This window comes from Streptomyces sp. NPDC006872 (genome assembly GCF_040635845.1).
Taxonomy (GTDB): Bacteria; Actinomycetota; Actinomycetes; order Streptomycetales; family Streptomycetaceae; genus Streptomyces.
Map to the genome: position 1 here is coordinate 379,902 of NZ_JBEYIL010000007.1, position 23,827 is coordinate 403,728.

At 70.2% G+C, this 23,827-nt stretch carries 20 protein-coding genes and 1 pseudogene; 13 read left to right on the forward strand and 8 right to left on the reverse strand.

From position 1 onward, the window contains the following. Positions 1-783 carry a 5-oxoprolinase subunit PxpA gene (locus ABZ725_RS22830; RefSeq protein WP_358804424.1) on the reverse strand — a complete coding sequence of 261 codons (783 nt, stop codon included), beginning with the start codon at positions 781-783 and terminating at the stop codon, positions 1-3. Between the two features lie 253 nt (positions 784-1,036). Between ABZ725_RS22830 and nac the strand changes: the two genes are divergently transcribed. The 5 genes from nac (at position 1,037) to ABZ725_RS22855 (ending at position 6,062) form a co-directional block, all read left to right on the forward strand. Beyond that, positions 1,037-1,942 carry a nitrogen assimilation transcriptional regulator NAC gene (gene nac, locus ABZ725_RS22835; protein WP_358804425.1) on the forward strand — a complete coding sequence of 302 codons (906 nt, stop codon included), beginning with the start codon at positions 1,037-1,039 and terminating at the stop codon, positions 1,940-1,942. 101 nt (positions 1,943-2,043) lie between these two features. Further along, positions 2,044-3,081 (forward strand): D-glycerate dehydrogenase, encoded by a 1,038-nt coding sequence (locus ABZ725_RS22840; RefSeq protein WP_358804426.1) that lies wholly within the window; start codon positions 2,044-2,046, stop codon positions 3,079-3,081. Next, positions 3,078-3,848 (forward strand): SDR family oxidoreductase, encoded by a 771-nt coding sequence (locus ABZ725_RS22845; protein WP_358804427.1) that lies wholly within the window; start codon positions 3,078-3,080, stop codon positions 3,846-3,848. Before ABZ725_RS22840 ends, ABZ725_RS22845 begins: the two co-directional genes overlap by 4 nt. 26 nt (positions 3,849-3,874) lie before the next feature. Beyond that, positions 3,875-4,903, forward strand: a complete 1,029-nt coding sequence (locus tag ABZ725_RS22850) for an L-idonate 5-dehydrogenase (RefSeq protein WP_358804428.1) — start codon at positions 3,875-3,877, stop codon at positions 4,901-4,903. Between the two features lie 271 nt (positions 4,904-5,174). Continuing rightward, entirely contained in the window at positions 5,175-6,062 is an 888-nt protein-coding gene (locus tag ABZ725_RS22855; RefSeq protein WP_358804429.1) for a glycoside hydrolase family 19 protein, read from the forward strand. Positions 6,063-6,166: 104 nt separating this feature from the next. On the opposite strand, the gene ABZ725_RS22860 is transcribed toward ABZ725_RS22855, so the two are convergent. Continuing rightward, positions 6,167-6,994, reverse strand: a complete 828-nt coding sequence (locus tag ABZ725_RS22860) for an MBL fold metallo-hydrolase (protein ID WP_358804430.1) — start codon at positions 6,992-6,994, stop codon at positions 6,167-6,169. Positions 6,995-7,759: 765 nt separating this feature from the next. Between ABZ725_RS22860 and ABZ725_RS22865 the strand changes: the two genes are divergently transcribed. The 6 genes and pseudogenes from ABZ725_RS22865 to ABZ725_RS22890 all read left to right on the forward strand — a co-directional run bounded on the left by ABZ725_RS22865 (position 7,760) and on the right by ABZ725_RS22890 (position 13,475). Then, positions 7,760-8,386: a TetR/AcrR family transcriptional regulator gene (locus ABZ725_RS22865; protein ID WP_358804431.1), complete on the forward strand. Its 627-nt coding sequence runs from the start codon at positions 7,760-7,762 to the stop codon at positions 8,384-8,386. Positions 8,387-8,499: 113 nt separating this feature from the next. Further along, positions 8,500-8,586, forward strand: a pseudogene (locus tag ABZ725_RS22870) (enoyl-CoA hydratase/isomerase family protein); the annotation flags it as partial. 34 nt (positions 8,587-8,620) lie between these two features. Continuing rightward, the gene (locus tag ABZ725_RS22875; RefSeq protein WP_358804432.1) at positions 8,621-9,634 is read left to right on the forward strand and encodes an alcohol dehydrogenase catalytic domain-containing protein; all 1,014 of its coding nucleotides are present in this window, start codon (positions 8,621-8,623) and stop codon (positions 9,632-9,634) included. Positions 9,635-9,672: 38 nt separating this feature from the next. Next, the gene (locus tag ABZ725_RS22880; RefSeq protein ID WP_358804433.1) at positions 9,673-9,972 is read left to right on the forward strand and encodes an EthD family reductase; all 300 of its coding nucleotides are present in this window, start codon (positions 9,673-9,675) and stop codon (positions 9,970-9,972) included. 128 nt (positions 9,973-10,100) lie between these two features. Next, positions 10,101-11,825 (forward strand): aldehyde dehydrogenase family protein, encoded by a 1,725-nt coding sequence (locus tag ABZ725_RS22885; protein WP_358804434.1) that lies wholly within the window; start codon positions 10,101-10,103, stop codon positions 11,823-11,825. Between the two features lie 63 nt (positions 11,826-11,888). Beyond that, positions 11,889-13,475 carry an AMP-binding protein gene (locus ABZ725_RS22890; protein ID WP_358804435.1) on the forward strand — a complete coding sequence of 529 codons (1,587 nt, stop codon included), beginning with the start codon at positions 11,889-11,891 and terminating at the stop codon, positions 13,473-13,475. Positions 13,476-13,779: 304 nt separating this feature from the next. Here ABZ725_RS22890 and ABZ725_RS22895 read toward each other — a convergent pair whose 3' ends face one another. Together ABZ725_RS22895 and ABZ725_RS22900 are read right to left on the reverse strand one after the other, a co-directional pair. After that, complete coding sequence (locus tag ABZ725_RS22895; RefSeq protein ID WP_351909655.1) at positions 13,780-15,132, reverse strand: TRAM domain-containing protein; 1,353 nt, start codon at positions 15,130-15,132, stop codon at positions 13,780-13,782. Positions 15,133-15,260: 128 nt separating this feature from the next. Then, positions 15,261-17,321: an APC family permease gene (locus ABZ725_RS22900; RefSeq protein WP_358804436.1), complete on the reverse strand. Its 2,061-nt coding sequence runs from the start codon at positions 17,319-17,321 to the stop codon at positions 15,261-15,263. Positions 17,322-17,736: 415 nt separating this feature from the next. Between ABZ725_RS22900 and ABZ725_RS22905 the strand changes: the two genes are divergently transcribed. Both ABZ725_RS22905 and ABZ725_RS22910 read left to right on the forward strand, forming a co-directional pair. Further along, the gene (locus ABZ725_RS22905; protein WP_351909651.1) at positions 17,737-18,405 is read left to right on the forward strand and encodes a TrkA family potassium uptake protein; all 669 of its coding nucleotides are present in this window, start codon (positions 17,737-17,739) and stop codon (positions 18,403-18,405) included. Next, positions 18,405-19,073: a TrkA family potassium uptake protein gene (locus ABZ725_RS22910; RefSeq protein ID WP_351909649.1), complete on the forward strand. Its 669-nt coding sequence runs from the start codon at positions 18,405-18,407 to the stop codon at positions 19,071-19,073. The genes ABZ725_RS22905 and ABZ725_RS22910 overlap by 1 nt, the downstream gene beginning before the upstream one ends. 100 nt (positions 19,074-19,173) lie before the next feature. Here the strand turns inward: ABZ725_RS22910 and ABZ725_RS22915 are convergent, their stop codons facing one another. The 4 genes from ABZ725_RS22915 to ABZ725_RS22930 all read right to left on the reverse strand — a co-directional run bounded on the left by ABZ725_RS22915 (position 19,174) and on the right by ABZ725_RS22930 (position 23,663). Continuing rightward, positions 19,174-19,917 carry a DUF3159 domain-containing protein gene (locus ABZ725_RS22915; RefSeq protein ID WP_358804437.1) on the reverse strand — a complete coding sequence of 248 codons (744 nt, stop codon included), beginning with the start codon at positions 19,915-19,917 and terminating at the stop codon, positions 19,174-19,176. Between the two features lie 3 nt (positions 19,918-19,920). Further along, positions 19,921-20,319: an OB-fold nucleic acid binding domain-containing protein gene (locus tag ABZ725_RS22920; protein WP_351909645.1), complete on the reverse strand. Its 399-nt coding sequence runs from the start codon at positions 20,317-20,319 to the stop codon at positions 19,921-19,923. An 81-nt stretch (positions 20,320-20,400) separates the two neighbouring features. After that, entirely contained in the window at positions 20,401-21,117 is a 717-nt protein-coding gene (locus ABZ725_RS22925; RefSeq protein ID WP_358804438.1) for a response regulator, read from the reverse strand. Further along, a complete protein-coding gene (locus tag ABZ725_RS22930; protein ID WP_358804439.1) occupies positions 21,111-23,663 on the reverse strand; it encodes an ATP-binding protein in 2,553 nt (850 codons plus the stop codon). Before ABZ725_RS22930 ends, ABZ725_RS22925 begins: the two co-directional genes overlap by 7 nt. Positions 23,664-23,827: the final 164 nt, after the last annotated feature.

Genomic DNA, 23,827 nt, shown 5'->3' on the forward strand with positions numbered 1-23,827 from the left:
TCAGACGCCCTTGCCGCTCAGGACCTTGTCGAGGGAGGTGATCTCGACGCCGGACGCGAGGAGTGCCGTCCGGATCCGGCCGGCCAGCGCGATCGCTCCGGAGCTGTCCCCGTGCAGCAGGACGGTGTCGCACGCCACCGGGACGTCCGTGCCGTCGACGCTGCGGACGAGGCCCTCGGCGACCATCCGCAGCGTCCGCCGGGCGACCTCGTCCGGGTCGTGGATCACCGCTCCGGGCTCGGAGCGGGGGACGAGCGTCCCGTCGGCGCGGTACGCGCGGTCGGCGATGCCGACGATGCCGACCCGCAGTCCGCGGGCCCGGGCGGCGTCGGCGAGCTCGCCGTCCTGCGCGAGGACGATCAGCGACTCGTCCAGGGCGGCCACGGCGTCCACGACGGCACGGGCGTAGTCGGGGCGTACGGCGACCAGGTTGCCCAGGCGTCCGTGCGGGGCGATGTGCTGGACCCGGGTGCCGTGCGCGACGGCGAAGGCCTGGAGGGCGCCGATCTGGTAGAGCATGTCGGTGCGGACCTCCTCCGGCGTGAGGTCCATCGCGCGGCGGCCGAAGCCGACCAGGTCGGGAAAGCTCGGATGGGCGCCCACGGCCACCTGCTGCGCCACGCACGTCCGGACGGTGGCGTCCATGATGCGCGGATCGCCGGCGTGGAATCCGCAGGCCACATTGGCGGAGGTGAGCATCTCCAGAAGGGCCGCGTCGTCGCCCATCGTGTAGGCGCCGAATCCCTCGCCGAGATCGGCGACGAGATCAACCATGGGGGTCATGACGTCCTCCGGGAGAGAATGCGGGAATGCGGAAATCCGGGAAAGGGAATTATGCGGGGAGGGTAATTCCGGAATGGAGATGCCCTGGATGTTCCGCTCAACTTATTCCGCCCGTCGCGTGATCGCCAATATCCGTTCGGTCTGGCGTTATCGCGAACGGCTATGACCCGGCTCACACCCGGGCCCCGCCGGGGCTGTGCTTCGCAGGGGCCCCTCCCTACGATGAGGCTCCGCTCGGCACGGAAGGCCCCGCATGGACACCAAGCGCCTGTACTCGTTCATCAAGATCATCGACGCGGGGAGCATCACGCGCGCGGCCGACATCCTGCACATCGCCCAGCCCGCGCTCAGCCAGCAGCTGTCGGCGCTGGAGGCGCAGTTCGGACAGCAGCTGCTGATCCGCAGCAAACGTGGGGTCGCCCCGACCGAGGCCGGCCGGGCGCTGTATCGGCACGCTCAGCTGATCCTGCGGCAGGTGGACCTCGCGCACGCCGCCGTCGAGGTCTCCGGCCGGGCCCCCGCGGGCAGCGTGTCGGTGGGCCTCGCGCCGTACAGCCTGGGCGCGGCGCTCGCGTTGCCGCTGCTCAAGAGCGTGCGCGAGCGCTACCCGGACATCCTGCTGCACATCAACGAGAACTTCGGCGGGGTGATCAGCGAGGCGATCATGACGGGTCGGATGGACATGGCGTTCATCTACGGGGCCGGCCCGCTGCGGGGTGTGCAGTTCGAGCCCGTGCGCACGGAGGACCTGTTCCTGATCGGCGCGCCCGGCGAGACGGCCCCGCCGGGACAGGGCGAGGTGAAGCTGGCGGAGCTCACCAGCGTGCCCCTGCTGCTGCCCAGCCGCATCCACACGATCCGGCAGGTCGTGGACGCCGCCTTCCAGCAGGCGTCGCTCCAGCTGAACGTGGTGGGCGAGGTCGAGTCCGCGCTGACGCTCGTCAACGCCGTGGACGCGGGCCTGGGGGCCACGGTCCTGCCCTGGTCGGCGGCGCGCGCCATCCTCGACGTCCGCGCCCTGTCCGTGCGGCGGATCGTGGAGCCGGTGATCCAGGTCAAGCTGTCTCTGGTCACGTCGGACAATCAGCCGCTGTCGGAGCCGGCATTGGCGGTGCACGACCTGTTCCTGGAACTGATCGAGGATAAGGATCGCCAATAGCGTCACATGAATCCGCTATTTGTTTCCGGTGACGACCCCGGCTAGCTTTTCCAGAACCAGCCGCCCGGTCGATTGTTCATCGCTCGTCACTGGAGACAATGATGAAAAAGCGTGTCCTCACCACCCGTGAAAGCCTCCCCGGCCGCGGCCTGCACCGCCTGTCCGAGGCGGCGGACGTGGTGGCCTGGCCGGGGACCGGCAAGCCCGGGCCCGCCGACCTCGCCGCACTCGCCCCCGGAGTGAGCGGCGTGCTGGCGCTGGGCAACGACCCGGTGGACGGCGCGCTGATGGACGCGGCGGGCCCCGGCCTGCGCGTCATAGCGCTGGCGAGCATGGGATTCGACAACGTCGACCGGGCCGCCGCCGCCGAACGCGGCATCGTCGTCACCCACACCCCCGCCGTGCTCGCCGAGACCACCGCCGACCTCACCTTCGCGCTGATCCTCGCCGCCCGCCGTCGGCTCGGCGCGGCCACGGCGAGCCTCGCGGACGGCGCCTGGGACCTGTTCCGGATGCACGACTACCTGGGCCTGGACGTCCACGGCGCCACCCTCGGCCTGATCGGCTACGGCCAGATCGGCCGCGCGGTGGCCCGCCGGGCCCATGGATTCGGCATGCGCGTGCTCCACCACGACCCCTACGCCCCCGACGACGACCTGTCGACCTCGGTGGGGCTGGCCGTGCTGCTGGCCGAGTCCGACGTCGTGTCCCTGCACGTGCCGCTCACCGCGGAGACCCGGCACCTGATCGCGGCCCGCGAGCTGGCCGCGATGAAGCCCACGGCCACGCTCGTCAGCACCTCCCGCGGCGGCGTCGTCGACGAGGAGGCCCTGCTGCACGCCGTACGCGAGGGACGGCTGCACTCCGCCGGGCTCGACGTCTACGAGCGGGAGCCGATGGGCAAGGAGCTGTCGCCGCTCGTGGCGGAGGAGCACGTGGTCACACTGCCCCACATCGGGTCGGCCACCGAGGCCACCCGGGCCGCCATGGTCGACCTGGCGGTGGACAACATCCTCGACGTCCTCGCCGAACGCCCCGCCCGAACCCCCCTCCCCGGCAGTCCGGCTACGCCGGGCGTCGCGACGGTACGGGCCGACGCGACGGCGGTACGGGCCGACGCCACGGGGGCACGGGCATGAGCCACCCCCTGTTCGACATCACCGGCCGGACGGCCCTGGTCACCGGCTCCAGCCGAGGCATCGGCAGAGCCCTGGCCAAGGGCCTGCTGGAGGCGGGCTGCACGGTCGTCCTCAACGGACGCGACATCGAGGCCCTGCGGACGACCGCCGGGGAACTCGCGGCCTCCTTCGGGGACCGGGTACGGACGGCCGCCTTCGACGTGACGGACTCGGCGGCCGTCACCACGGGCGTCGCCCGCATCGAGGACGAGATCGGACCGATCGACATCCTGGTGAACAACACGGGCGTCCAACACCGCAGCCCGTTCCTGGAGTTCACCGACGACGACTGGCACCGCCTCCTCGACGCCAACCTCACCGGCGCCTTCCTCGTGGGACGCGAGGTGGCACGGCGCATGGTGCCCCGCGGCCACGGCAAGATCGTCAACATCTGCTCGCTGCAGAGCGAGGCGGTCCGGCCCGGCATCGCCGCGTACTCCGCCACCAAGGGCGGCCTGAAGATGCTCACCAAGGGCATGTGCGCCGACCTCGGCCCGCTGGGCATCCAGGTCAACGGCATCGGCCCCGGCTACTTCGCCACCGAGCTCACCTCGGCCCTGGTGGCCGACGAGGAGTTCAGCGCCTGGGTCCGCAAGCGCACCCCGGCCGGCCGCTGGGGCGCGGTCGAGGACCTCGTGGGCGCCCTGATCTTCCTGGCCTCCCCCGCCTCCGACTTCGTCAACGGCCAGCTGCTCTACGTCGACGGCGGCATGCTCTCCGTCCTCTGACGGCCGCCGCAACGAAAGGACCCACCATGCAAGCCTGCGTCGTCCATCCGGCAGGAGGCCTCCGGATCGAGCAGCGCTCCCCCGTCCGGCCCGAGCCCGGTCAGGTGACGGTCGCCGTCGTCTACGGCGGCATCTGCGGATCCGACCTGCACTACTACCGCCACGGCCGGGTCGGCGACTTCACGGTCCGGGAGCCGATGGTGCTCGGCCACGAGGTCGTCGGCCATGTCGCCGCCGTGGGCCCCGACGCCGACGGACCGGCCGTCGGTACGCCGGTGGCCGTCCACCCCGCCACACCGTGCGACCGCTGCCCCGACTGCGCGGTCGGCCGTCGCAACATCTGCGCCGACGCCCGCTATCTCGGCAGCGCCGCCCGCACGCCCCATGTCCAGGGCGGCTTCGCCCAGCTCGTCACCGTGCCCGTGGCACAGATCCGCCCGCTGCCGCCGGAGCTCGGCCTGCGCCGGGCCGTCCTGGCCGAGCCCCTGTCGGTGGCCCTGCACGCCGTGCACCGGGCCGGCGATGTGACGGGCAAGCGGGTGCTGGTCACCGGGGCGGGGCCGATCGGCTGCCTGGTCACCGCCGTGCTGCGGCACAAGGGCGCCGCCGAGATCGTCGTGAGCGACCTCCTGGACACCCCCCTGGGCATCGCCGCCGCATCCGGAGCCACCGCCACGGTACGGGCGGACGATCCCGGTGACGGCGCGTGGACGGACCCGTTCGACCTCGCCATAGAGGCGTCCGGAGCGCCCGCGGGCCTACGAAGCTGCGTCGAGCGGGTGCGCCGCGGGGGCGCCGTGGTGCTCCTCGGTCTGCTGCCGCCCGGCGAAGTGCCCCTGCTGGGCAACCTCGCCGTCACCCGCGAGCTGGAACTTCGGGGCGCGTTCCGCTTCGACGCCGAGTTCGACGAGGCGATCGCCCTGCTGGCCCAGGGCCTGCCCGTCGACGCGATCGTGACGCACACCTTCCCGCTCGCCGAGGCCCGCGCCGCCTTCGACATCGCCCACGACCGGACCGTCGCCTCCAAGGTCCTCCTGGACCTGGCCCGCGTCTGACGAGGGACTCGGCAGCGGCGGGAGGGCCGACGGGGACTGATGGGGGCCGACGGAGGCCGACGGGGGCCGATCTTCAACTGCACCACCCCGGCGTCGAGTTGACTGGTCTATACCCTTGACTGGTACATACCAATGCGGTTGAGTGAGGAGCACATCCCCCACCACGGCCGCCCCCCACGCCGTGACCGGTCCGACCGGCCCGCGCGCTCGAGGCCCCGCTTCACCCTGCCCTCGTCGGGGTGCGGCCGTGCCCCACAAAGGAGTTGACCCTGTGTCGAGGCGTCGCATCTCCGCAGTCCTGACCGCAATCGTCCTCGGAGGCATGACCCCCGTGGTCCTTCCGGCCGCAGGCGCGTCCGCAGCCGCGTGTTCCAGCTATCCCAGCTGGGTCGCGGGCAAGTCGTACGTCACCGGCAACATCGTCCGCTACACCGACGGCAAGGCGTACATCGCCGAGCACGACAACCCGGGCTACGACCCCGTCATCAGCACCTGGTTCTGGGAGCCGTACGCCTGCGACGGCTCCGGCACGCCCGTCGGCAACTTCGTGGTGAGCGAGGCGCAGTTCAACCAGATGTTCCCGAGCCGGAACTCCTTCTACACGTACAGCGGTCTCACCGCCGCGCTGAGCGCCTACCCGGGCTTCGCGAACACCGGCAGCGACACGGTCAAGAAGCAGGAGGCCGCCGCCTTCCTCGCCAACGTCAACCACGAGACCGGCGGGCTCGTCCACATCGTCGAGCAGAACACCGCCAACTACCCTGCCTACTGCGACTGGAGCCAGTGGTACGGCTGCCCGGCCGGCCAGGCCGCCTACTACGGGCGCGGCCCCATCCAGCTGTCGTGGAACTTCAACTACAAGGCCGCCGGCGACGCACTCGGCATCGACCTCCTCAACAACCCCTGGCTGGTGCAGAACGACTCCGCCGTGGCCTGGAAGACCGGCCTCTGGTACTGGAACACCCAGAACGGCCCCGGCACCATGACCCCGCACAACGCCATGGTCAACCAGGCCGGCTTCGGCCAGACCATCCGCAGCATCAACGGCTCCCTGGAATGCGACGGCAAGAACCCCGCCCAGGTGCAGAGCCGCGTGGACGCCTACAACCGCTTCACGCAGATCCTCGGGACCACACCGGGCGGCAACCTCTACTGCTGACACGGGCCGACGACACAAGCCCACGGGATCAGTCCGGAGGCGGGCCGGCTGCTGTGGCGGGCGGCCGGCCGGCCTTCATCGCCTCGGTCGGCCGAAACCGCCGGTCAGGCCAGGCCGAACATCAGCCACGCCTGCTTGGCGGCGAAGTCGGGGTACAGCGTGTGCATGGCGTCGAACAGCTCACGGTCGGTGGACGCCTTTCCCTGGAGGCGCCCGAAGTCGGTGAGGTAGCGCCTCGTCGTCTCGATGCACTCGGAGGTGTCCGGGGCACCGGGCTTCTTGTGACCGGCCACGGCCGTCTTCGGGTTCAGTGCCGCCAGCCGGTCCAGCGCGGCGATCCAGTTCTCGCGGATCTCGGGGGTGGTCTCGGCGACGTACGCGTGGCACTGGTTGTACAGGACGTCACCACCGACAACGAGGTCGATCGACGGGACGTACAAGGAGGTGCTGTCCTTGCCGTCGGTGTGGCCCTGCTCGATGATCCGCAGCTCGTGGCCCTCCAAGGTGAAGGTCTCGTCCTCGTAGGGCTCCGGCAGCGTGAGCGTGGTCGGCATCTGCCCCGGGAACCACTTGCGGAAGGCCGGCAGCGCCCTTCCGTGCGCTCGTGCCAGCGCGACCGAACCCGGTGTCGCGATGGCGCGGGCCTCGGGGTAGCGCCTGAGCAGCACGCCGAGGCCGCCGAAGTGGTCGAGGTGGCCATGGGTGATGTAGATCGTGGTCAGGTTGCGGTGGTGCAGGGCGACCCAGTCGGCCAGCGCCTCGGCCTCGGCGACGGTGGTGAGCGGGTCGACCAGGACGGCATCGCGCTCGCCGTAGATCAGGGTCGAGGTCATCGGATCCCAGGCGATCGGCGCTCCGAAGGGCCGGGGCCGTTCTGCCACCAGTGGCTTCTCCGGGGCGGTGAAGACGTTGACGTTCAGCTGAGCGGGCATGTGACTCGCTTCCTCTCTGTCATACGGATCTATATATGTCCATACAGGGTCATATGGGGTCATGCGGACGTAGGTGATCTGCGGATGGGAGTGGTCGGGGCCGTCGACCCAGCAGCGGTAGTGGCGGGAAACCGTGGACCGGCCGCAATTCCCTCGACACCTCTTCCGGGTACTGCCTGACCTCCGACTTCGCGTCGAGCTCCTGCACCGGCCGCTGTCGCGTGTCGTACGCCGGCCGGCCGCTGTCGTGTGTCGTACGCCGGCCGGCCCCGGTCTCCCGTCATCGCGAACGCCGTCCACGCCGTACGGGAGCGGGACGACAGCTCCGTCGCCTCGGGCGTGACCGCCGCGTCGGCGAGCGGCAGGTGCCCGAAGTCGGCCTCGAACGCGCCGAACAGCAGCAGGACGTCCAGACCGTGGCAGGCGCCGAAGACACCGCCCTTCCCGGGCACCGGCCAGGTCGGCTCGCGGACGAACGCCCTGCCCGGGACATCGCGGCCGCCATCGCGGCACAGGCGGGCCTGCGCCCCACGGCCGCCGACCTGTCGACAGTGGATCCGCTCAAGCCGACGGCCCCGAGGTTCGGGAGCGTGCAAGCTTCTTGCATGTTCTATGTCATACACCATAGATTCAGTTCAGCGAGTCCGCCTACGTGGGCAGCCCCACATCTCCACGACGAGGAAGACGGACCAGCATGGACGAACGTTGGATCTCCGCGGCCGGGCCCATCTCCGGCTACGCGGGGCGTACTGAGGTGGTGGTTTCGTGAGCCCTCGTAAGAGCGACAGCCGCGAGCGGATGGTCAGCAGCACCGTGGCCCTGCTGCGCGAGTACGGCGCGAGCGCGACCAGCATCGACCGGGTGCTGGCCCACAGCGGCGCCCCGCGCGGCTCGGTCTACCACCACTTCCCCGGCGGGCGGACGCAGCTGGTCGAAGAGGCGGTGGAGCTGGCCGGCGACTTCATGGCCGGCGTGATCGAGGCCGCCATGCAGGCCGACGATCCGGTAGCGGGCATCGACACGTTCTTCACGGTGTGGCGCGACCAACTCGTGAAGAGCCGCTTCCGGGCCGGCTGCCCGATCGTGGCGGTGGCCGTGGAGACCAACGACGAAGCCCCCCACCTCGCCCGCTCCGCAGGCGCGGTCTTCGCCGGCTGGCAGGATGCGTTGACGGCCATGCTGCGGCGTCACGGCCTGGCCGAGGACCGAAGCCGTCGGCTTGCCGCCCTCATCGTCGCCGCGGAGGAAGGCGCGGTGGTCATGTGCCGGGCCCAGCAGAGCAGCGCCCCGATCGAGGCGGTCGCCACCGAGGTCCACGACCTGCTGGTGCATGCGCTGAGCAACCGCCCCGACGCCGACCCCGCTCCCAGCCGTACGCCGCACATCCACTGACGCGTATCGCCTCAAGGAGCCGCCATGCCCACGGTCGACCGCCAGGACGACGTCTTCGTCCTCGACCTCGGCGACGACCTCGGCGACCAGTGGCAGGACCACGTCGTCTCCGCGCGCACGACTTCCGGGTGATGCGTGCCGACCGCGGTTACTGGTGCCTGCCCGAAGTGGACATCGACATCCCCTTCACACCCGGCATGTAACGACCTGACCGAGTCCCAAGGAGGGCTACCCATGCAGAGATTCGAGTTCGTCAGGAAGGGCGAACTGCGGTACGTCGACGCACCGATGCCGGTGCTTGAGTCCGACGACGACGCGATCGTCCAGCCGGTCGTCTCGACGACCTGCGACCTGGACCGCTTCATGATCATGGGCCATGCCCCGTTCAAGGGCCCGTTCGCCCTCGGACACGAGACCGTGGCCAAGGTCCTTGAGGTGGGCGACAACGTCTCGCACGTGAAGCCCGGTCAACTGGTCGTCCCCGCCTGGCATGTCGCGTGCGGCACCTGCGCCTCGTGTGTCTCCGGTCGCCCCACCGGTTGTACGAACGTTCCGCGGAACGCGATGTTCGGCCTGCCCGTCGGCGGTGACTACGGCGGCTTCTTCTCCGAAGCGGTCCGTATCCCCTTTGCCGGCTACGCGTTGGCGCCGCTGCCCGAGGGTGTCAGCGCCCGCGCGGCGGCGTCGGTGGGCGACAACCTCTCCGACACCTACGGCGCGGTCGCCCAGGCGCTGCGCAATGCGCCGAACGCCGACGTTCTCGTCATCGGAGGAACCGGCTCGGTCGGAGTCTTCGCTGTCACCTTCGCCAAGGCACTCGGTGCGTCCTCGGTCTCCTACGTCGACGCCTTCGACCCCGAGTGCGTCGAACTCGCCCGCCGACTGGGCGCCGAGATCCTCGACGAAGTGCCTCGTGGCCGCGAGTTCCAGGTGACGTTCGATGCGTCCGGCCGTCCCGACGGGCTTCACTCAGCCCTCAACGCGGTCGCCCCGAACGGCAGTTGTCACAGCTTCGGCATCTACTGGCAGGACGTCGCCGTGCCCGCGCTCTCGATGTACATGCAGGGCGTGACGTTCACGATGGGCCGGCCCAACGTCGGTCCGGTCATCCCCGACGTACTCGCCCTCATCGCCGACGGCACCGTCGACCCTCTCCCGGTGTTCTCCGACGTCGTGAGCTTCGACGACGCCTCGACCGCCCTGGCCCAGGGTCTGCGCAAGCCCCTCGTCGTCCGCGACGGCTACTAGACCGAACTACGGCTACTGAACCGAACAAGGAGAAGCCCATGAACCGCATCGTCGCCGAGTACTTCGGCCCCGCCGACCCCGACGCCTTCGACGCCCGGTACCGCGACGAGCACGTCGCACTGGTGAGGGCCATCCCCGGCCTGGTCGACTTCCACCTCTCCCACCCACGCGGGCTCAGCGGCGTGACGCCGTATCTGGTGGCCGAGATGTCCTTCGCCGACGAGGACGCCGTGGCCACCGCACTGCAGTCCGCCGAGTTGGCGGAGGCCGGAAAGCACGCGGCAGGGTTCGAGGTCGCTTCGACCGCCCTGTACATCGCCGCTCCACGGCAACACTGAAACCGGCCGACAGCCGGGGTGGGCGGTCCGGGCAGACCACCACGTGCCTGTCGGCACAGCCGTCGCCACGCCGACCAGCCCCCGATGTGTCGACTCCGCCGCGTCAACGCGACCAAGGAGAACCAGAGATGAGCACAACCCGGATACCCCCTGCCGACGACGAGATCACCGAGGAAGTCCGGGCGAACCTCGACAGGGCGATCGCGGACCTCGCCGTGGGAGCAGACGCGTGGTCGAGGCTCGGCCCGGACCGACGGGCCATCCTGATCACGGAAACACAGGCGTCGATCGCGCGGCACGCGGACGACTGGGTCGGGGCAGCGATCGCGGCCAAGGGAACCCACGAAGGCCCGATGGAGGGGGAGGAGTGGATCTCCGGGCCGTACGCGTCGTTGGCCGCCTTCGGTCGCGTCGCACACAGCCTGACCCTGCTGGCGAAGGGCGAGTCGCCGTTGAGCAGTGTGAAGGCCCGGTCGGCACCCGGCGGCCGTATCCGGTTCAAGGTGTTGCCGTCGGACCTGCTCGAACACACCCTCCTCCACGGCTTCACCGGCGAGGTCTGGCTCAAGCCGGGCGTCACAGAGGATCAGGCCCGAGCCGAGGCCGGTCTCGGCGCGCTGCGCGTCGGAGAGAACGGTGGCGTCGGGCTGGTGCTAGGCGCCGGCAACATCGCCTCGATCGGGCCGCTGGACGTGCTCTACGAACTCGTCGCCTTCAACCGGGCATCAGTGCTGAAACTGAACCCGACGTTCGCAGGACTCACCGAGGCCTACAGCGCGGCGTTCAAGCCGCTGATCGACGCGAACCTGCTGCGGATCGTCAACGGCGCGGCGAAGGTGGGCGGTTATCTCACCCAGCACCCCGACATCGCGCACGTGCACATCACCGGTTCGGCCGTGACCCACGACGCGATCGTGTGGGGTACCGGCGCCACCGCCTCGGCGAACCGCGAAGCCGGCACCCCGGTCCTGGACAAGCCGATCAGCTCCGAGCTCGGGGGCGTCTCGCCGACGATCATCATCCCCGGCACATGGAGCAAGGCCGACCTCAGGTTCCAGGCCGAGCAGATCGCCACCCAGCGACTGCAGAACTCCGGCCACAACTGCATCGCCACCCAGACGCTGATCCTGTCCGCGGAGTGGAAGCAGAAGGAGGAGTTCCTCGCCGAGCTGCGCCGCGTCTTCGACCGCCTGCCCCGACGCGAGCCGTGGTACCCCGGCTCCGACCGCAAGATGGACGCCGCCCGCAGTTCCTACCCCCAGGCCGAGGACCACTCCGGCCGCCTGCTGATCGAGGTGTCCGAAGCCACGAGCAGAGACCTCTTCGCGACCGAGTACTTCTCACCCGTGCTCGGCCACACCGCTCTCGCCGGAACGGGCGCGGAGTTCTTCCGGGCCGCGGTGGAGTTCGCCAACACCGAACTGGACGGCACCCTCGGCGCGAGCATCGCCGTGGCCCCGAAGGACAAGCGGGCGATCAAGGACTTCGACGACATCCTCGCCGGACTCCGCTACGGCTCCATCGGAGTCAATGCGTGGAGCGCGGTGGCATTCCTGGGCGCCCCCTTCACCTGGGGCGCGTTTCCCGGCAACACCTTGGAGCAGGTGGGCTCCGGCATCGGGGTCGTGCACAACGCTCACCTCATCGACAACACCGAACGCTCGGTGATCTACGGCCCCTTCCGCACCTTCCCGCGCTCGGTTCTGCACGGCGAGAACTCGTTGTTCCCGCGACCGCCGTGGTTCGTGACGGCCAGGACGGCCCACCGCAGCGGAGCCAAGTTGTCCGCGTTCGCGGCGAAGCCCAGCTGGCTCAAGCTGCCCGGAATCTTCGCCGACGCGTTCCGCGGCTGACTCCCTGCACCCGGCCCCCCGCACCCCGCACCCCGCACCCCGCACCCGGCGAAGGAGCACTCCGTGACCAGCATCAAGAGCACGTATCCCGACGTGGAGATCCCGTCGACCACCCTCTACGACTACATATTCGGCTCGCTGAGCGAGACCGACCTCGGTCGGACGGCGGTCGTCGACGGTGACCGCACACTGACCTACGGCGAGCTCCGACAGGCGGTGGACCGGTTCGCGGGCGCTCTCGCCGCTCGCGGGGTCGCGCCGGGCGACGTCGTGGCACTGCACGCGCCGAACAGTGCCGGTTTCGCGATCGCCTTCCACGGGATCCTGCGCGCCGGGGCCACCGCGACGGCGCTCAACGCGATGTACGCCCCGCACGAGATCGCGGGCCAGCTGCGCGATTCCGGCGCGTCGACGTACGTCACGGTCGCCTCGCTCCTGCCGGGCGCGCTCGCGGGCGCCGAAGAGGCGGGTCTAGGTCCGGACGCGTTCATCGTGCTGGACCCGACCGAGGGCTACGAGTCGCTGCCCGACCTGCTCGGCCAGGACGCAGCCGCACCCGACGTCACCGTCGACCCGACCACCCACCTCGCGGTACTGCCGTACTCCTCGGGCACGACCGGCCTGGCCAAGGGCGTCATGCTCACCCACACCAACCTCGTCGCCAACATCGCCCAGTGCGAGCCCATGCTGGAGGTGACCGAGCACGACACGGTGCTCGCGGTGCTGCCGTTCTTCCACATCTACGGCATGAACGTCCTGCTGAACCTGACCCTCAGAGCACGCGGCACGCTGGTCACCATGCCCCGGTTCGACCTGGCGGAATTCCTGACCAGGATCCAGGAGCACCGCTGCACCTTCCTCTACATCGCCCCGCCGGTGGCGGTCGCCCTGGCCAAGCACCCGATGGTCGATCAGTACGACCTGTCGAGCCTGCGGATGGTGGTCAGCGGCGCCGCGCCGTTGGACGAGGCACTCGGCAACCGCCTCGCGACCCGACTGGGCGTCCGGCTGATGCAGGGCTTCGGCATGACCGAACTCAGCCCCGTCTCGCATCTCACCCCACTCGACGACCCGGACATGTCCGTCGGCTCGATCGGTGTGGCCGTCCCCAACCTCGAGTTCAAGGCCGTCGACCCGGCGACCGGCCAGGACGTCGCCTGGACACCGGGTCGGCGCAGCTCCGCCGGCGAGATGCTCGTGCGCGGCCCGAACGTCATGCAGGGCTACCTCGGCAACCCCGAAGCAACCGCGGCCACCATCGATCCGGACGGGTTCCTGCACACCGGGGACATCATCGAGATCGGCGCCAAGGGCGAGGTCTACGTGGTCGACCGGCTCAAGGAGCTCATCAAGTACAAGGGCTACCAAGTCCCGCCAGCCGAACTCGAAGCCGTGCTGCTGACCCATCCCTCGATCGCGGACGCGGCGGTCGTGGCACATCCCGACGAGGAAGGCGGCGAGATTCCCCGTGCGTTCGTCGTCCTCCAGGACGGCTCCGGCCCGACCGCGAACGAGATCATGTCGTACATCGCCGAACGGGTCGCCCCGCACAAGAAGGTCCGGATCGTCGATTTCATCGACGTCATCCCGAAGTCGGCGTCAGGAAAGATCCTCCGCAAGGACCTCAAGGGCCGCCCGGCAACCACCTGAGACGCCCCTCCGGCCTCATGGGTCCCTAGGGTCGGGTGCCCTTGGAGACCACCGGGGCGGTCGCCGACCAGGTCTCCCGAACGCGCGTACTGGCCCTCACCGACGCGGGCGCCTGCCCGGCATGGGCGATCGGCTGGGACGCGGGACCTACCTGATCGCGGCCGTCCTGTACGTGCGCCTGCGGCTGCCCGTGGAGAGGGCGCGGATCGGCCCACCCGACATGCTCGGCGGGATCACCGAGGGATGGAGGGAGTTCCTCGGGCGCCGGTGGCCGGCACACCATGCGCACGCACAAAACCCCGGTTCAGGAGCCCTTCGCCGCCGGCTCCAGAATCGCCACGCACTCCACGTGATGGGTCATGGGAAACAGATCGAACGCCCGCAACGTCCGCACCCGATACCCCCCGTCCCGGAAGTACCCCAGGTCCCGGGCCAGTGCGGCCGGGTCGCAGGCGACGTAGGCGATCCTTCGTGCTCCCAGCGACGACAGGTGCTCGACCGTCTTCTTGCCGGCGCCGGAGCGGGGCGGGTCGAGGACGATGAGGTCGACCTCGGTGATGCCGGTGCGCGGCAGCACCGACTCGACCTTGCCCTGTTCGATGCGGACCCGGTCGAAGGCCGCGAGGTTGTGCCGAGCGTCCTCGACCGCGCGCTTGCCGGACTCGATGCCCAGGATCGCGCCCTTGTCGCCGAGGCGGTCGGCAAGAGCGCCCGCGAAGAGGCCGACGCCGCAGTACAGGTCGAGCGCCATCTCGCCCTTGCGCGGCATCAGGCCCTGCATGACGGCCTTGACCAGGGTGTCGGCGGCCTGCGGGTGAACCTGCCAGAAGCCGCCGCTGCCGACGCGGTAGGTCCGGCCGTCGGCGCGCTCGCGCACGAAGCCACGGCCGTGGACTCGGTGGATGCCGCCGTCGTGCTCCTCGACGCGCATGACGGAGACCGGCCTGTTCAGCTCGACCAGGGGCAGCCGCGCGCCGGGCTTCGGCTCCAGGATCACCATGCGGTCCTGGGAGCCGGTCGCGGCGATCGCGTCCACCGACGCCATGCCGGACCAGTCGCGCTCCTCGATGCCCAGTTCGCTGACGCCGGGCGCGGCGATCATGCAGTGCTCGATCGGCTCGACCTCGTGGGAGCGGTGGCGGCGCAGTCCGGCGTTGCCGTCGGCGTCCACCGCGTACTGCACACGCGTGCGCCACTGCGGTACCTGACCCGCCGGCAGCTTGTCGCCCTCGGCCGGCATCACGGTGCCGTCCCAGCCGGCCTGCTCGGGCGTGAGGCCCGCGAGCCGCAGCAGCTGCTCGGCGATCACCTCGCCCTTGAGCCGACGCTGGGCGCCGGGCTTCGCGTGCTGCCAGTCGCAGCCTCCGCAGCGGCCGGGCCCGGCGTACGGACAGGGCGCCTCGACCCGGTCCTTGGAGGCGTCCAGCACACGCACCGCGTCCGCGCGCAGGAAGCGGGCGCCCTCCTCGCCGTCGGTCACCCGGGCCACCACCCGCTCGCCGGGCAGCGCATGCCGGACGAACAGCACCTGGCCGGACTCGGTACGGGCGACACAGTGGCCGCCATGGGCGACGGGGCCGATCTCGACCTCGTACTCCTCGCCCACCAGCGATACCGCCTGCGCTTCCGCCTGCGACTTCTTCGGTTCTGCCTGCATGGCGGGGTGACTCCACAACGTCGAACGAGGAACGGCCGGACAACAGCCCACCAGTCTACGTGGCTGTCGTCCGACCGTTCACCACAAGCCGGAGCCCGCTGCCCGGCAAGCGGAGCTCGGAGCGCGGGTCAGCTCTTGGCGTCCGTGCCCGACGGCTCCTTCGGCTGTCCCTGCTGCGCGGGGCCGCGCCGCACCGCACCCGGGGCGTTCCACTCCTGGCGCTTGCCGGCCCGCTTCTTGGCCGCCTCCGAGGACTGCAGCTGGTAGGGGACGGACGTGACCATGACGCCGGGCGTGAACAGCAGCCGGCCCTTCAGGCGGAGCGCGCTCTGGTTGTGCAGCAGGTGCTCGTACCAGTGGCCGACCACGTACTCCGGGATGATCACCGACACCGCGTCGCGCGGCGACTCCCGGCGCAGGTTCTTGACGTACTCGATGACCGGCCGCGTGACCTCGCGGTACGGCGAGTCCAGCACCTTCAGCGGTACGTCGATCCCGCGCCGTTCCCACTCCTCGCGCAGCACCTTCGTCTCGGCCGGGTCGACGTTGACGGTGAGCGCCTCCAGGGTGTCGGAGCGCATCAGCTTGGCGTAGGCGAGGGCGCGCAGCGTCGGGCGGTGGATCTTGGAGATCAGCAGCACCGAGTGGACGCGCGAGGGCCGCACGCTGTCGTCGCTGGGGCCCTCGGGGGCCACGAGTTCCGCGGCGACGCCGTCGTAGTGGCGGCGGATCGCGGTCATCGTCCCGTAGAAGATCACCATGCCGAGCAGGGCGACCCACGCGCCGTGCGTGAACTTGGTGACGAGGACGACGACCAGGACCAGGCCGGTGAAGAAGGCGCCGAAGGTGTTGATGGCGCGCGAGCGGACCATGTGACGGCGTTTGACCTGGTCGGTCTCGGTGGCCAGGAGGCGGTTCCAGTGCCGGACCATGCCGATCTGGCTGAGCGTGAAGGACACGAACACGCCGACGATGTACAGCTGGATCAGGCGGGTGGAGTCGGCGCCGTAGATGACGACCAGCAGCATGGCCGCGCCCGCGAGCAGCACGATGCCGTTGGAGAACGCGAGGCGGTCGCCGCGGGTGTGCAGCTGGCGGGGGAGGTAGCGGTCCTGGGCGAGGATCGAGCCGAGCACCGGGAAGCCGTTGTAGGCGGTGTTGGCCGCCAGGAACAGCACCAGGGCCGTGGCGGCGGCGAGCACGAGGAAGAAGAAGCTGCCCTTGCCGAAGACGGCCTCGGCGACCTGGGTGATCACCGGGTTCTGGACGTATCCGGAGCCGACGGCGGCGCCGTCCTTCAGCAGGTCGACGGCCGGGTTCTCGGCCATCCGGACCTTGGTCACCAGGGCCAGGACGATGATCCCGCAGAACATGGTGACGGCCAGCAGTCCCATCGCCGCGAGCGTGGACGCCGCGTTCTTCGACTTGGGCTTGCGGAACGCCGGGACGCCGTTGGAGATCGCCTCGACGCCGGTGAGCGCGGCGCAGCCGGAGGAGAAGGCGCGCAGCAGCAGGAAGACCAGGGCGAAGCCGGCCAGGCCCTGGTGCTCGGCCTTGATCGTGTACTCGGCGGTCGGCGCCCGCATCTGGTCGTCCAGCACGAGACCCCGGAAGGCGCCCCACGCGATCATGATGAAGACGCCCGCGACGAACACGTACGTCGGGATCGCGAAGAGTTTGCCGGACTCCTTGACGCCGCGCAGGTTCATCAGCGTCAGCAGCACGATCACGGCGACCGCACAGGCCACCTTGTGCTCGACGACGAACGGGATCGCGGAGCCGAGGTTCTCGATGCCGGAGGAGATGGAGACGGCGACGGTGAGGACGTAGTCGACGAGCAGCGCGCTCGCGACCGTCAGACCGGCCTTGGGGCCGAGGTTGGTGGTAGCCACCTCGTAGTCGCCACCGCCGCTGGGGTAGGCGTGGACGTTCTGCCGGTAGGAGGCGACCACCGTGAACATCAGCACGACGACCGCGAGGGCGATCCACGGGCTGAAGTGGTAGGCCGACACGCCCGCGATGGACAGGACCAGCAGCACCTCCCCGGGCGCGTAGGCCACGGAGGACAGCGGGTCGGAAGCGAAGACGGGTAGGGCGATGCGCTTCGGCAGGAGCGTTTCTCCGAGCCGATCACTGCGCAGTGCGCGCCCGATCAGAATTCGTTTGGGCACGTCGGTCAGTTTGGACACAACAGAGGATCGTAAGCCTTCGAACACGGGACCGCCCACCCTCCCCCGGACTCAGCCGGGTGACGGTTTCCCGCGTCTGCCTCCCGGGTGAAATCGGTCGGGCCCGTGCCGCTGATTCCGCGACCGCGCCGATCGCCATGTCTATATGACAATCCCCGCCCGCAGCCGCCCCCGGAGGGTCCCCTTGCACACGACCGCGGAACTCATCGGAGCCATCGGCACCCTCGTCGGCCTCGGCATCCTTACCTTCCTCAGTCTCTGGAGCATCAGCCGACGCTGATCCCGAAGACTGTGCAGCACGGGGGTGCCCTGCGCCGACCGCGCGTGTGTAGCTTGGTCGACTGTCTGAGACCCTGTTCAGAGCCACGTCAGATTTTTATTGACCTCTTGACTTCTTGACCTCGGAAGGACGGTCGTGCACATCGTCATCATGGGCTGCGGCAGAGTGGGTTCCGCTCTCGCGCAGACCCTGGAGCAACAGGGGCACACGGTCGCCGTGATCGACCAGGACCCCACCGCCTTCCGACGACTGGGCTCCGGTTTCGGCGGCCGTCGTGTGACCGGAGTCGGCTTCGACCAGGACACCCTGCGCGAAGCGGGCATCGAGGAGGCCGGCGCCTTCGCGGCCGTCTCCAGCGGCGACAACTCCAACATCATCGCCGCCCGCGTCGCCCGTGAGATGTTCGGCATCGAGAACGTCGCCGCCCGCATCTACGACCCCCGGCGCGCCGAGGTCTACCAGCGCCTGGGCATCCCCACCGTCGCCACCGTGCGCTGGACGGCCGACCAGATGCTGCGCCGGCTGCTGCCCTCGGGCGCCGAGCCGCTGTGGCGCGACCCCACCGGGGGCGTCCAGCTCGCCGAGGTGCACGCCGCCCCGTCCTGGGTCGGTCACAAGATCAGCAAGCTGCAGGAGGAGACGGGCGTCCGCGTGGCGTTCCTGACCCGCCTCGGCGAGGCCATGCTGCCCACCTCGCAGACGGTCCTCCAGGAGGGCGACCTCGTCCATGTGATGCTGCGCAGCGACGAGGTCGAGAAGGTCGAGGCCTCGTTCTCCGAGGGCCCGAAGGAGGACGGTCACTGATGAGGGTCGCCATTGCCGGAGCCGGCGCCGTCGGCCGCTCGATCGCGGGCGAACTGCTGGAGAACGGCCACGAGGTACTCCTCGTCGACAAGGCGCCGACCGCCATCTCGGTCGAGCGCGTCCCGCAGGCGGAGTGGCTGCTGGCCGACGCCTGCGAGATCACGTCACTGGACGAGGCGGCCCTGCAGCGCTGCAACGTCGTCATCGCCGCGACCGGCGACGACAAGGTCAACCTGGTCGTCTCGCTGCTGGCCAAGACGGAGTACGGCGTCCCGCGCGTCGTCGCCCGCGTCAACAACCCCAAGAACGAGTGGCTCTTCAACGAGTCCTGGGGCGTCGACGTGGCCGTCTCCACCCCGCGTCTGATGTCGGCCCTGGTCGAGGAGGCGGTGAGCGTGGGCGACCTGGTCCGGCTGCTCCGCTTCAGCCACGGCGACGCCAATCTCGTCGAACTGACCCTCCCGGAGGAGTCGGCGCTGGCCGGCACCCAGGTCGGCGACGTGGAGTGGCCGGAGGACACCTCGCTGGTCACCATCATCCGAGGCAACCGGGTCCTGACCCCGTCCGCCGAGGACTCCCTGGAGCCGGGCGACGAACTCCTCTTCGTGGCCGCCCAGGCGCGGGAGGAGCAGTTGGAGGATCTGCTGTCGGTGCGCCGGGCTGAGTAGTTCCAGCCCGGCGTGGGCGATCCCAGCCCGTCCGGCGCTTTGAGGACCAGGCCCGTTCAGGGCCGACAGCGGGGGTCTGGGGGCGGCAGCCCCCAGCACCTCAGCTGTCCCGGCGGTGCCGCCCGGCCTCCGCGGCAGCCTTCTCCGCCTTCTCCTCCGCCTCCATCTCCGCGAACACGTCGATCGGCGCGGGCGCCTTCGCGAGGAAGACCCAGGTCAGCCAGACGGCGAGCAGGAACGGCGGGATCTTCAGGGCCACCAGCACCCAGCCCAGCTGCGCGGTGTTCGCCCACCAGTACAGCGGGAAGAGGATCGCGCACTTGGCGAGGAGGATCAGCCCCCACGCCCAACTGGCCTTGGCGTACGCCGCCTTGCGCCCCGGGTTGCGGGTCCGCCAGGAGAGGTTCTCCTTGAAGACCGGGCCGAGGATCAGACCGATCAGCGGCACCCCGCACAGCGTGGTGATGATGTACGCCAGCGCCAGCCCGAGCGTGTAGAGCATGCCCGGCAGATAGAAGTCCTTGGCGTTGCCGGTCATCATCGCGAAGACGACGCCGAAGGCGACGCCGAAGACTCCGCTGAAGGCGTGCTTGACCGTGTCCCTCATCGCCAGGCGGACCACGACCAGGACCAGCGACACCGCGAGCGCGGCGATCGCGGACATGTGCAGGTCCTTGTTGATCGTGAAGATCGTGACGAAGAGCAGGCCTGGCACCACCGTCTCGACCATGCCCCGCACGCCGCCGAACGCCTCGAACAGGGCGGCCTCGGTCACCGCCCGGGCGTCGGCCGCGGCGGTGTCCTCCGCGGTCGTGTCTTCGGTCGGCTTGTCGAGCGACGTCACCGGCTACTCCCTACCCAGGGGTCTCAGTTCGTACTTGGGGTTGAACAGCACCCGGCGGCCCCGGCTCAAGGAGATCCGGCCCGATGCGATGAGCCTGCGCCCCGGCTCTATGCCCACTATGGAGCGCCTGCCCAGCCACACCACGTCCAGCGCGGCGCTGCCGTCGAACAGCTCGGCCTCCAGGGCGGGTACTCCGGCGCGCGGCCGCAGGGTGACCGTGCGCAAGGTACCAGTAACCGTGACGATCTGCCGGTCCTGGCAGTCTCCGATCCGCGTGCAACCGGCCGTCTCGGCGTCCTCGCGCAGCTCCTCGGACTCCAGGTCCTCCTGCGACGAGGAGAGCCGGTCGAGCATGCGCCGGAACCGCCCCACCGGCTTTTCGGAACGAGGAACAGCACTCATGTCTGAAGCGTACCGGGGCTCACCGACAGAGCCGTAGCCGCTGCCGAACTCTCCGTCCGACCGGCCGCCGAACCCATGGCATCAGCGCTCGAACCGGTAGCCCATCCCGGGCTCCGTGACGAAGTGCTGGGGATGCGAGGGGTCCGCCTCGAGCTTCCGTCTCAGCTGCGCCATGTACACCCGCAGGTAGTTCGTCTCCGTCCCGTACGACGGCCCCCACACCTCCTGCAACAGCTGTTTCTGGCTGACCAGCCGGCCGGCGTTGCGCACCAGCACCTCCAGCAGATGCCACTCCGTGGGCGTCAGCCGGACGTCCTTCCCGGCCCGGTTGACCTTCTTCGCGGCCAGGTCGACGGTGAACCCGTCGGTCTCCACCAGCACCTCGTCCTCACCGGTGCCGGCGGGTTCGGCCCGGCGGACGGCGGCCCGGAGCCGGGCCAGCAGCTCGTCCATGCCGAACGGCTTGGTGACGTAGTCGTCGGCGCCCGCGTCGAGCGCCTCGACCTTCTCGTCCGAGGAGTGCCGGGCGGACAGCACCAGGATCGGCACCCTGGTCCAGCCGCGCAGCCCCTTGATCACCTCCACGCCGTCCATGTCCGGCAGCCCCAGGTCGAGGACGATCACGTCCGGGTGGCGTGCGGCGGCGAGCCGGAGGGCGGTGGCGCCGTCGTGCGCCGCGTCCACCTCGTACTTGCGGGCCTTGAGGTTGATCACAAGGGCGCGCACGATCTGCGGCTCGTCATCGATCACGAGCACCCTCGTGGGGGTCTGGGGTGTCCCCCCAGCCGGGCTCAGCATGAGGCCTGCCTCTCGGGTCGTACGGTCTGCAGTTCGGGGCGCGGTCCCGCCGCCGCGCGGACGGTGAGCACCATGGTCAGGCCGCCGCCGGGGGTGTCCTCGGCGTTCAGGGTGCCGCCCATGGCCTCGGCGAAGCCACGCGCGACCGCGAGGCCGAGCCCCACCCCGGCCCCGCGCGGGGCGTCGCCATGGCGTTGGAAGGGCGCGAATATCCGTTCCTTGGCCTCGTCGGGGACGCCCGGCCCGCGGTCCACGACCCGTACCTCGACCCGGTCGGACATCGCGCTCGCCGACACCAGCACGGGCTCGCCGACCGGACTGTACTTGACGGCGTTCTCCACGAGATTGGCCACCGACCGCTCCAGCAGTCCCGCGTCCACGGCGACCATGGGCAGCGTCTCCGGGATGTCCAGCTCCACGCTCTCCGCCGGATCCGGGACCCCGCCGAGCGCCATCGGCACCACCTCGTCGAGGTCGATCTCCCGGATGATCGGCGTGACCGTACCGGTCTGGAGGCGGGACATGTCCAGCAGGTTGCCCACCAGGTGGTCGAGGCGGTCCGCGCCGTCCTCGATGCCCTCCAGCAGCTCCGCCCGGTCCTCCTCGGACCAGGCCACGTCGTCGGACCTGAGGCTCGACACCGCAGCCTTGATGCCGGCCAGCGGGGTCCGCAGATCGTGGCTGACGGCGGCCAGCAGGGCCGTGCGGATGCGGTTGCCCTCGGCCAGCGCCCGGGCCTGCTCGGCCTCCTCCTGCAACCGCCGCCGGTCCAGCACGACGACGGCCTGCGCGGCGAACGCGGCCAGCACCCGCCGGTCCTCCGCGGGCAGCACCCGCCCGGTGAGCGCCAGCGCCAGGTGGTCGCCGACCGGCACGTCCACGTCCGCGTCCTCGGGCCGCTCGACCGTGCGTCCGAAGCCGACGTGGCCCGCGCGGGTCCACGGCGATCTGTCGTCCGCCCGCTCCAGCAGCGCCGCCGACTCCATGCCGAAGGTCTCGCGCACCCGTTCCAGCAGCGCCTCCAGGCTGGTCTCGCCCCGCAGCACGTTGCCCGCCAGATAGGACAGGATCTCCGACTCGGCCCGCAGCCGGGCAGCCTGGTGCGTGCGCCGGGCCGCCAGGTCCACCACCGACGCCACCGAGACGCCCACCCCGACGAAGATCACGATGGCGACGATGTTCTTCGGGTCGGCGATCGTCCATCTGTGCAGGGGCGGTGTGTAGAAGTAGTTCAGCAGGAGCGAGCCCACGGCCGCCGAGGCCAGCGCGGGCAGCAGCCCGCCGAGCAGCGCCGCCGCGACGGTCACCGACAGGAACAGCAGCATGTCGTTGGCGAGGCCGAGATGGACGGTGTTCAGCAGCAGCGCCAGCAGCACCGGGCCCACCACCCCGACCAGCCAGCCCCAGATGATCCGGGCCCGCCCGAGCCGGGCACCCCGGGCCACCGGCAGCCCACGCCCCCTGGCGACCTCGTCGTGGGTGACGATGTGCACGTCGAGGTCGGACCCCGACTCCCGGGCGACCGTCGCGCCGACCCCGGGCCCGAAGACGTACTGCCAGGCCTTGCGGCGGGAGGAGCCGAGCACGATCTGCGTGGCGTTGACCCCGCGGGCGAAGTCGAGCAACGCGGCCGGTATGTCGTCGCCGACCACATGGTGGAAGGTGCCGCCCAGGTCCTCGACCAGGGTGCGCTGGACCGCCAGCTCCTTCGGCGAGGCCGAGGTCAGCCCGTCGCTGCGCGCGATGTACACGGCGCTCACCTCGCCGCCGGCGCCCTTCTCCGCCAGCCGCGCCGCCCGCCGGATCAGAGTGCGCCCCTCCGGGCCGCCGGTGAGCCCGACCACGATCCGCTCGCGCGAACCCCAGATCGCCGACACCCGGTGCTCGCTGCGGTACTGCTTCAGGTACTCGTCGACCCGGTCGGCCACCCAGAGCAGGGCCAGCTCCCGCAGGGCGGTGAGGTTGCCGGGCCGGAAGTAGTTGGACAGGGCCGCGTCGACCTTGTCCGGCTTGTAGATGTTGCCGTGCGCCATGCGTCGTCGCAGCGCCTGCGGTGACATGTCGACCAGCTCGATCTGGTCGGCACGCCGGACGAACTCGTCGGGCACCGTCTCCTGCTGCCGTACGCCCGTGATCGACTCCACGACGTCGCCGAGGGACTCCAGGTGCTGGATGTTGACCGTGGAGACCACGTCGACGCCGGCGGCGAGCAGCTCCTCCACGTCCTGCCAGCGCTTGGCGTTGCGCGAGCCCGGGACGTTGGTGTGGGCGAGTTCGTCCACCAGGGCGACCTGCGGGGCACGGGAGAGGACCGCGTCCACGTCCATCTCGGTGAAGACGCCGCCCCGGTACTGCAGCTCCCGGCGCGGGACCTGTTCCAGGCCGTGCAGCATCACCTCGGTGCGCGGCCGGTGGTGATGTTCGACGAACGCCACCACGCAGTCCGTGCCGCGCTCCACCCGTCGGTGCGCCTCGGACAGCATCGCGTACGTCTTGCCGACGCCCGGTGCCGCACCGAGGTAGATCCGAAGCTTGCCGCGTGCCATGGCCTCATTGTCTTCCAGTAACTGCTGCGTACGCAGCGTCGACCTTACGGCCAACAGTTCCGACATAAGGGACGAGCCAAGGGGGCGCGGGGTGCCTTTGACACAACCCTGACGCGGCGAGACGAACACCCGCGCCCCTCAGCCCTTCATCCCTTCATCGGACG

Bases quoted from the DNA above. Each gene is read 5' to 3' on its own strand.
- ABZ725_RS22885 (WP_358804434.1), top strand. From the start codon at position 10,101: ATGAGCACAACCCGGATACCCCCTGCCGACGACGAGATCACCGAGGAA.
- ABZ725_RS22930 (WP_358804439.1), bottom strand. From the start codon at position 23,663: ATGGCACGCGGCAAGCTTCGGATCTACCTCGGTGCGGCACCGGGCGTC.
- ABZ725_RS22830 (WP_358804424.1), bottom strand. From the start codon at position 783: ATGACCCCCATGGTTGATCTCGTCGCCGATCTCGGCGAGGGATTCGGC.
- ABZ725_RS22925 (WP_358804438.1), bottom strand. From the start codon at position 21,117: ATGCTGAGCCCGGCTGGGGGGACACCCCAGACCCCCACGAGGGTGCTC.
- ABZ725_RS22910 (WP_351909649.1), top strand. From the start codon at position 18,405: ATGAGGGTCGCCATTGCCGGAGCCGGCGCCGTCGGCCGCTCGATCGCG.
- ABZ725_RS22850 (WP_358804428.1), top strand. From the start codon at position 3,875: ATGCAAGCCTGCGTCGTCCATCCGGCAGGAGGCCTCCGGATCGAGCAG.
- ABZ725_RS22880 (WP_358804433.1), top strand. From the start codon at position 9,673: ATGAACCGCATCGTCGCCGAGTACTTCGGCCCCGCCGACCCCGACGCC.
- ABZ725_RS22895 (WP_351909655.1), bottom strand. From the start codon at position 15,132: ATGCAGGCAGAACCGAAGAAGTCGCAGGCGGAAGCGCAGGCGGTATCG.
- ABZ725_RS22860 (WP_358804430.1), bottom strand. From the start codon at position 6,994: ATGCCCGCTCAGCTGAACGTCAACGTCTTCACCGCCCCGGAGAAGCCA.
- ABZ725_RS22875 (WP_358804432.1), top strand. From the start codon at position 8,621: ATGCAGAGATTCGAGTTCGTCAGGAAGGGCGAACTGCGGTACGTCGAC.
- ABZ725_RS22840 (WP_358804426.1), top strand. From the start codon at position 2,044: ATGAAAAAGCGTGTCCTCACCACCCGTGAAAGCCTCCCCGGCCGCGGC.
- ABZ725_RS22845 (WP_358804427.1), top strand. From the start codon at position 3,078: ATGAGCCACCCCCTGTTCGACATCACCGGCCGGACGGCCCTGGTCACC.
- ABZ725_RS22920 (WP_351909645.1), bottom strand. From the start codon at position 20,319: ATGAGTGCTGTTCCTCGTTCCGAAAAGCCGGTGGGGCGGTTCCGGCGC.
- nac (WP_358804425.1), top strand. From the start codon at position 1,037: ATGGACACCAAGCGCCTGTACTCGTTCATCAAGATCATCGACGCGGGG.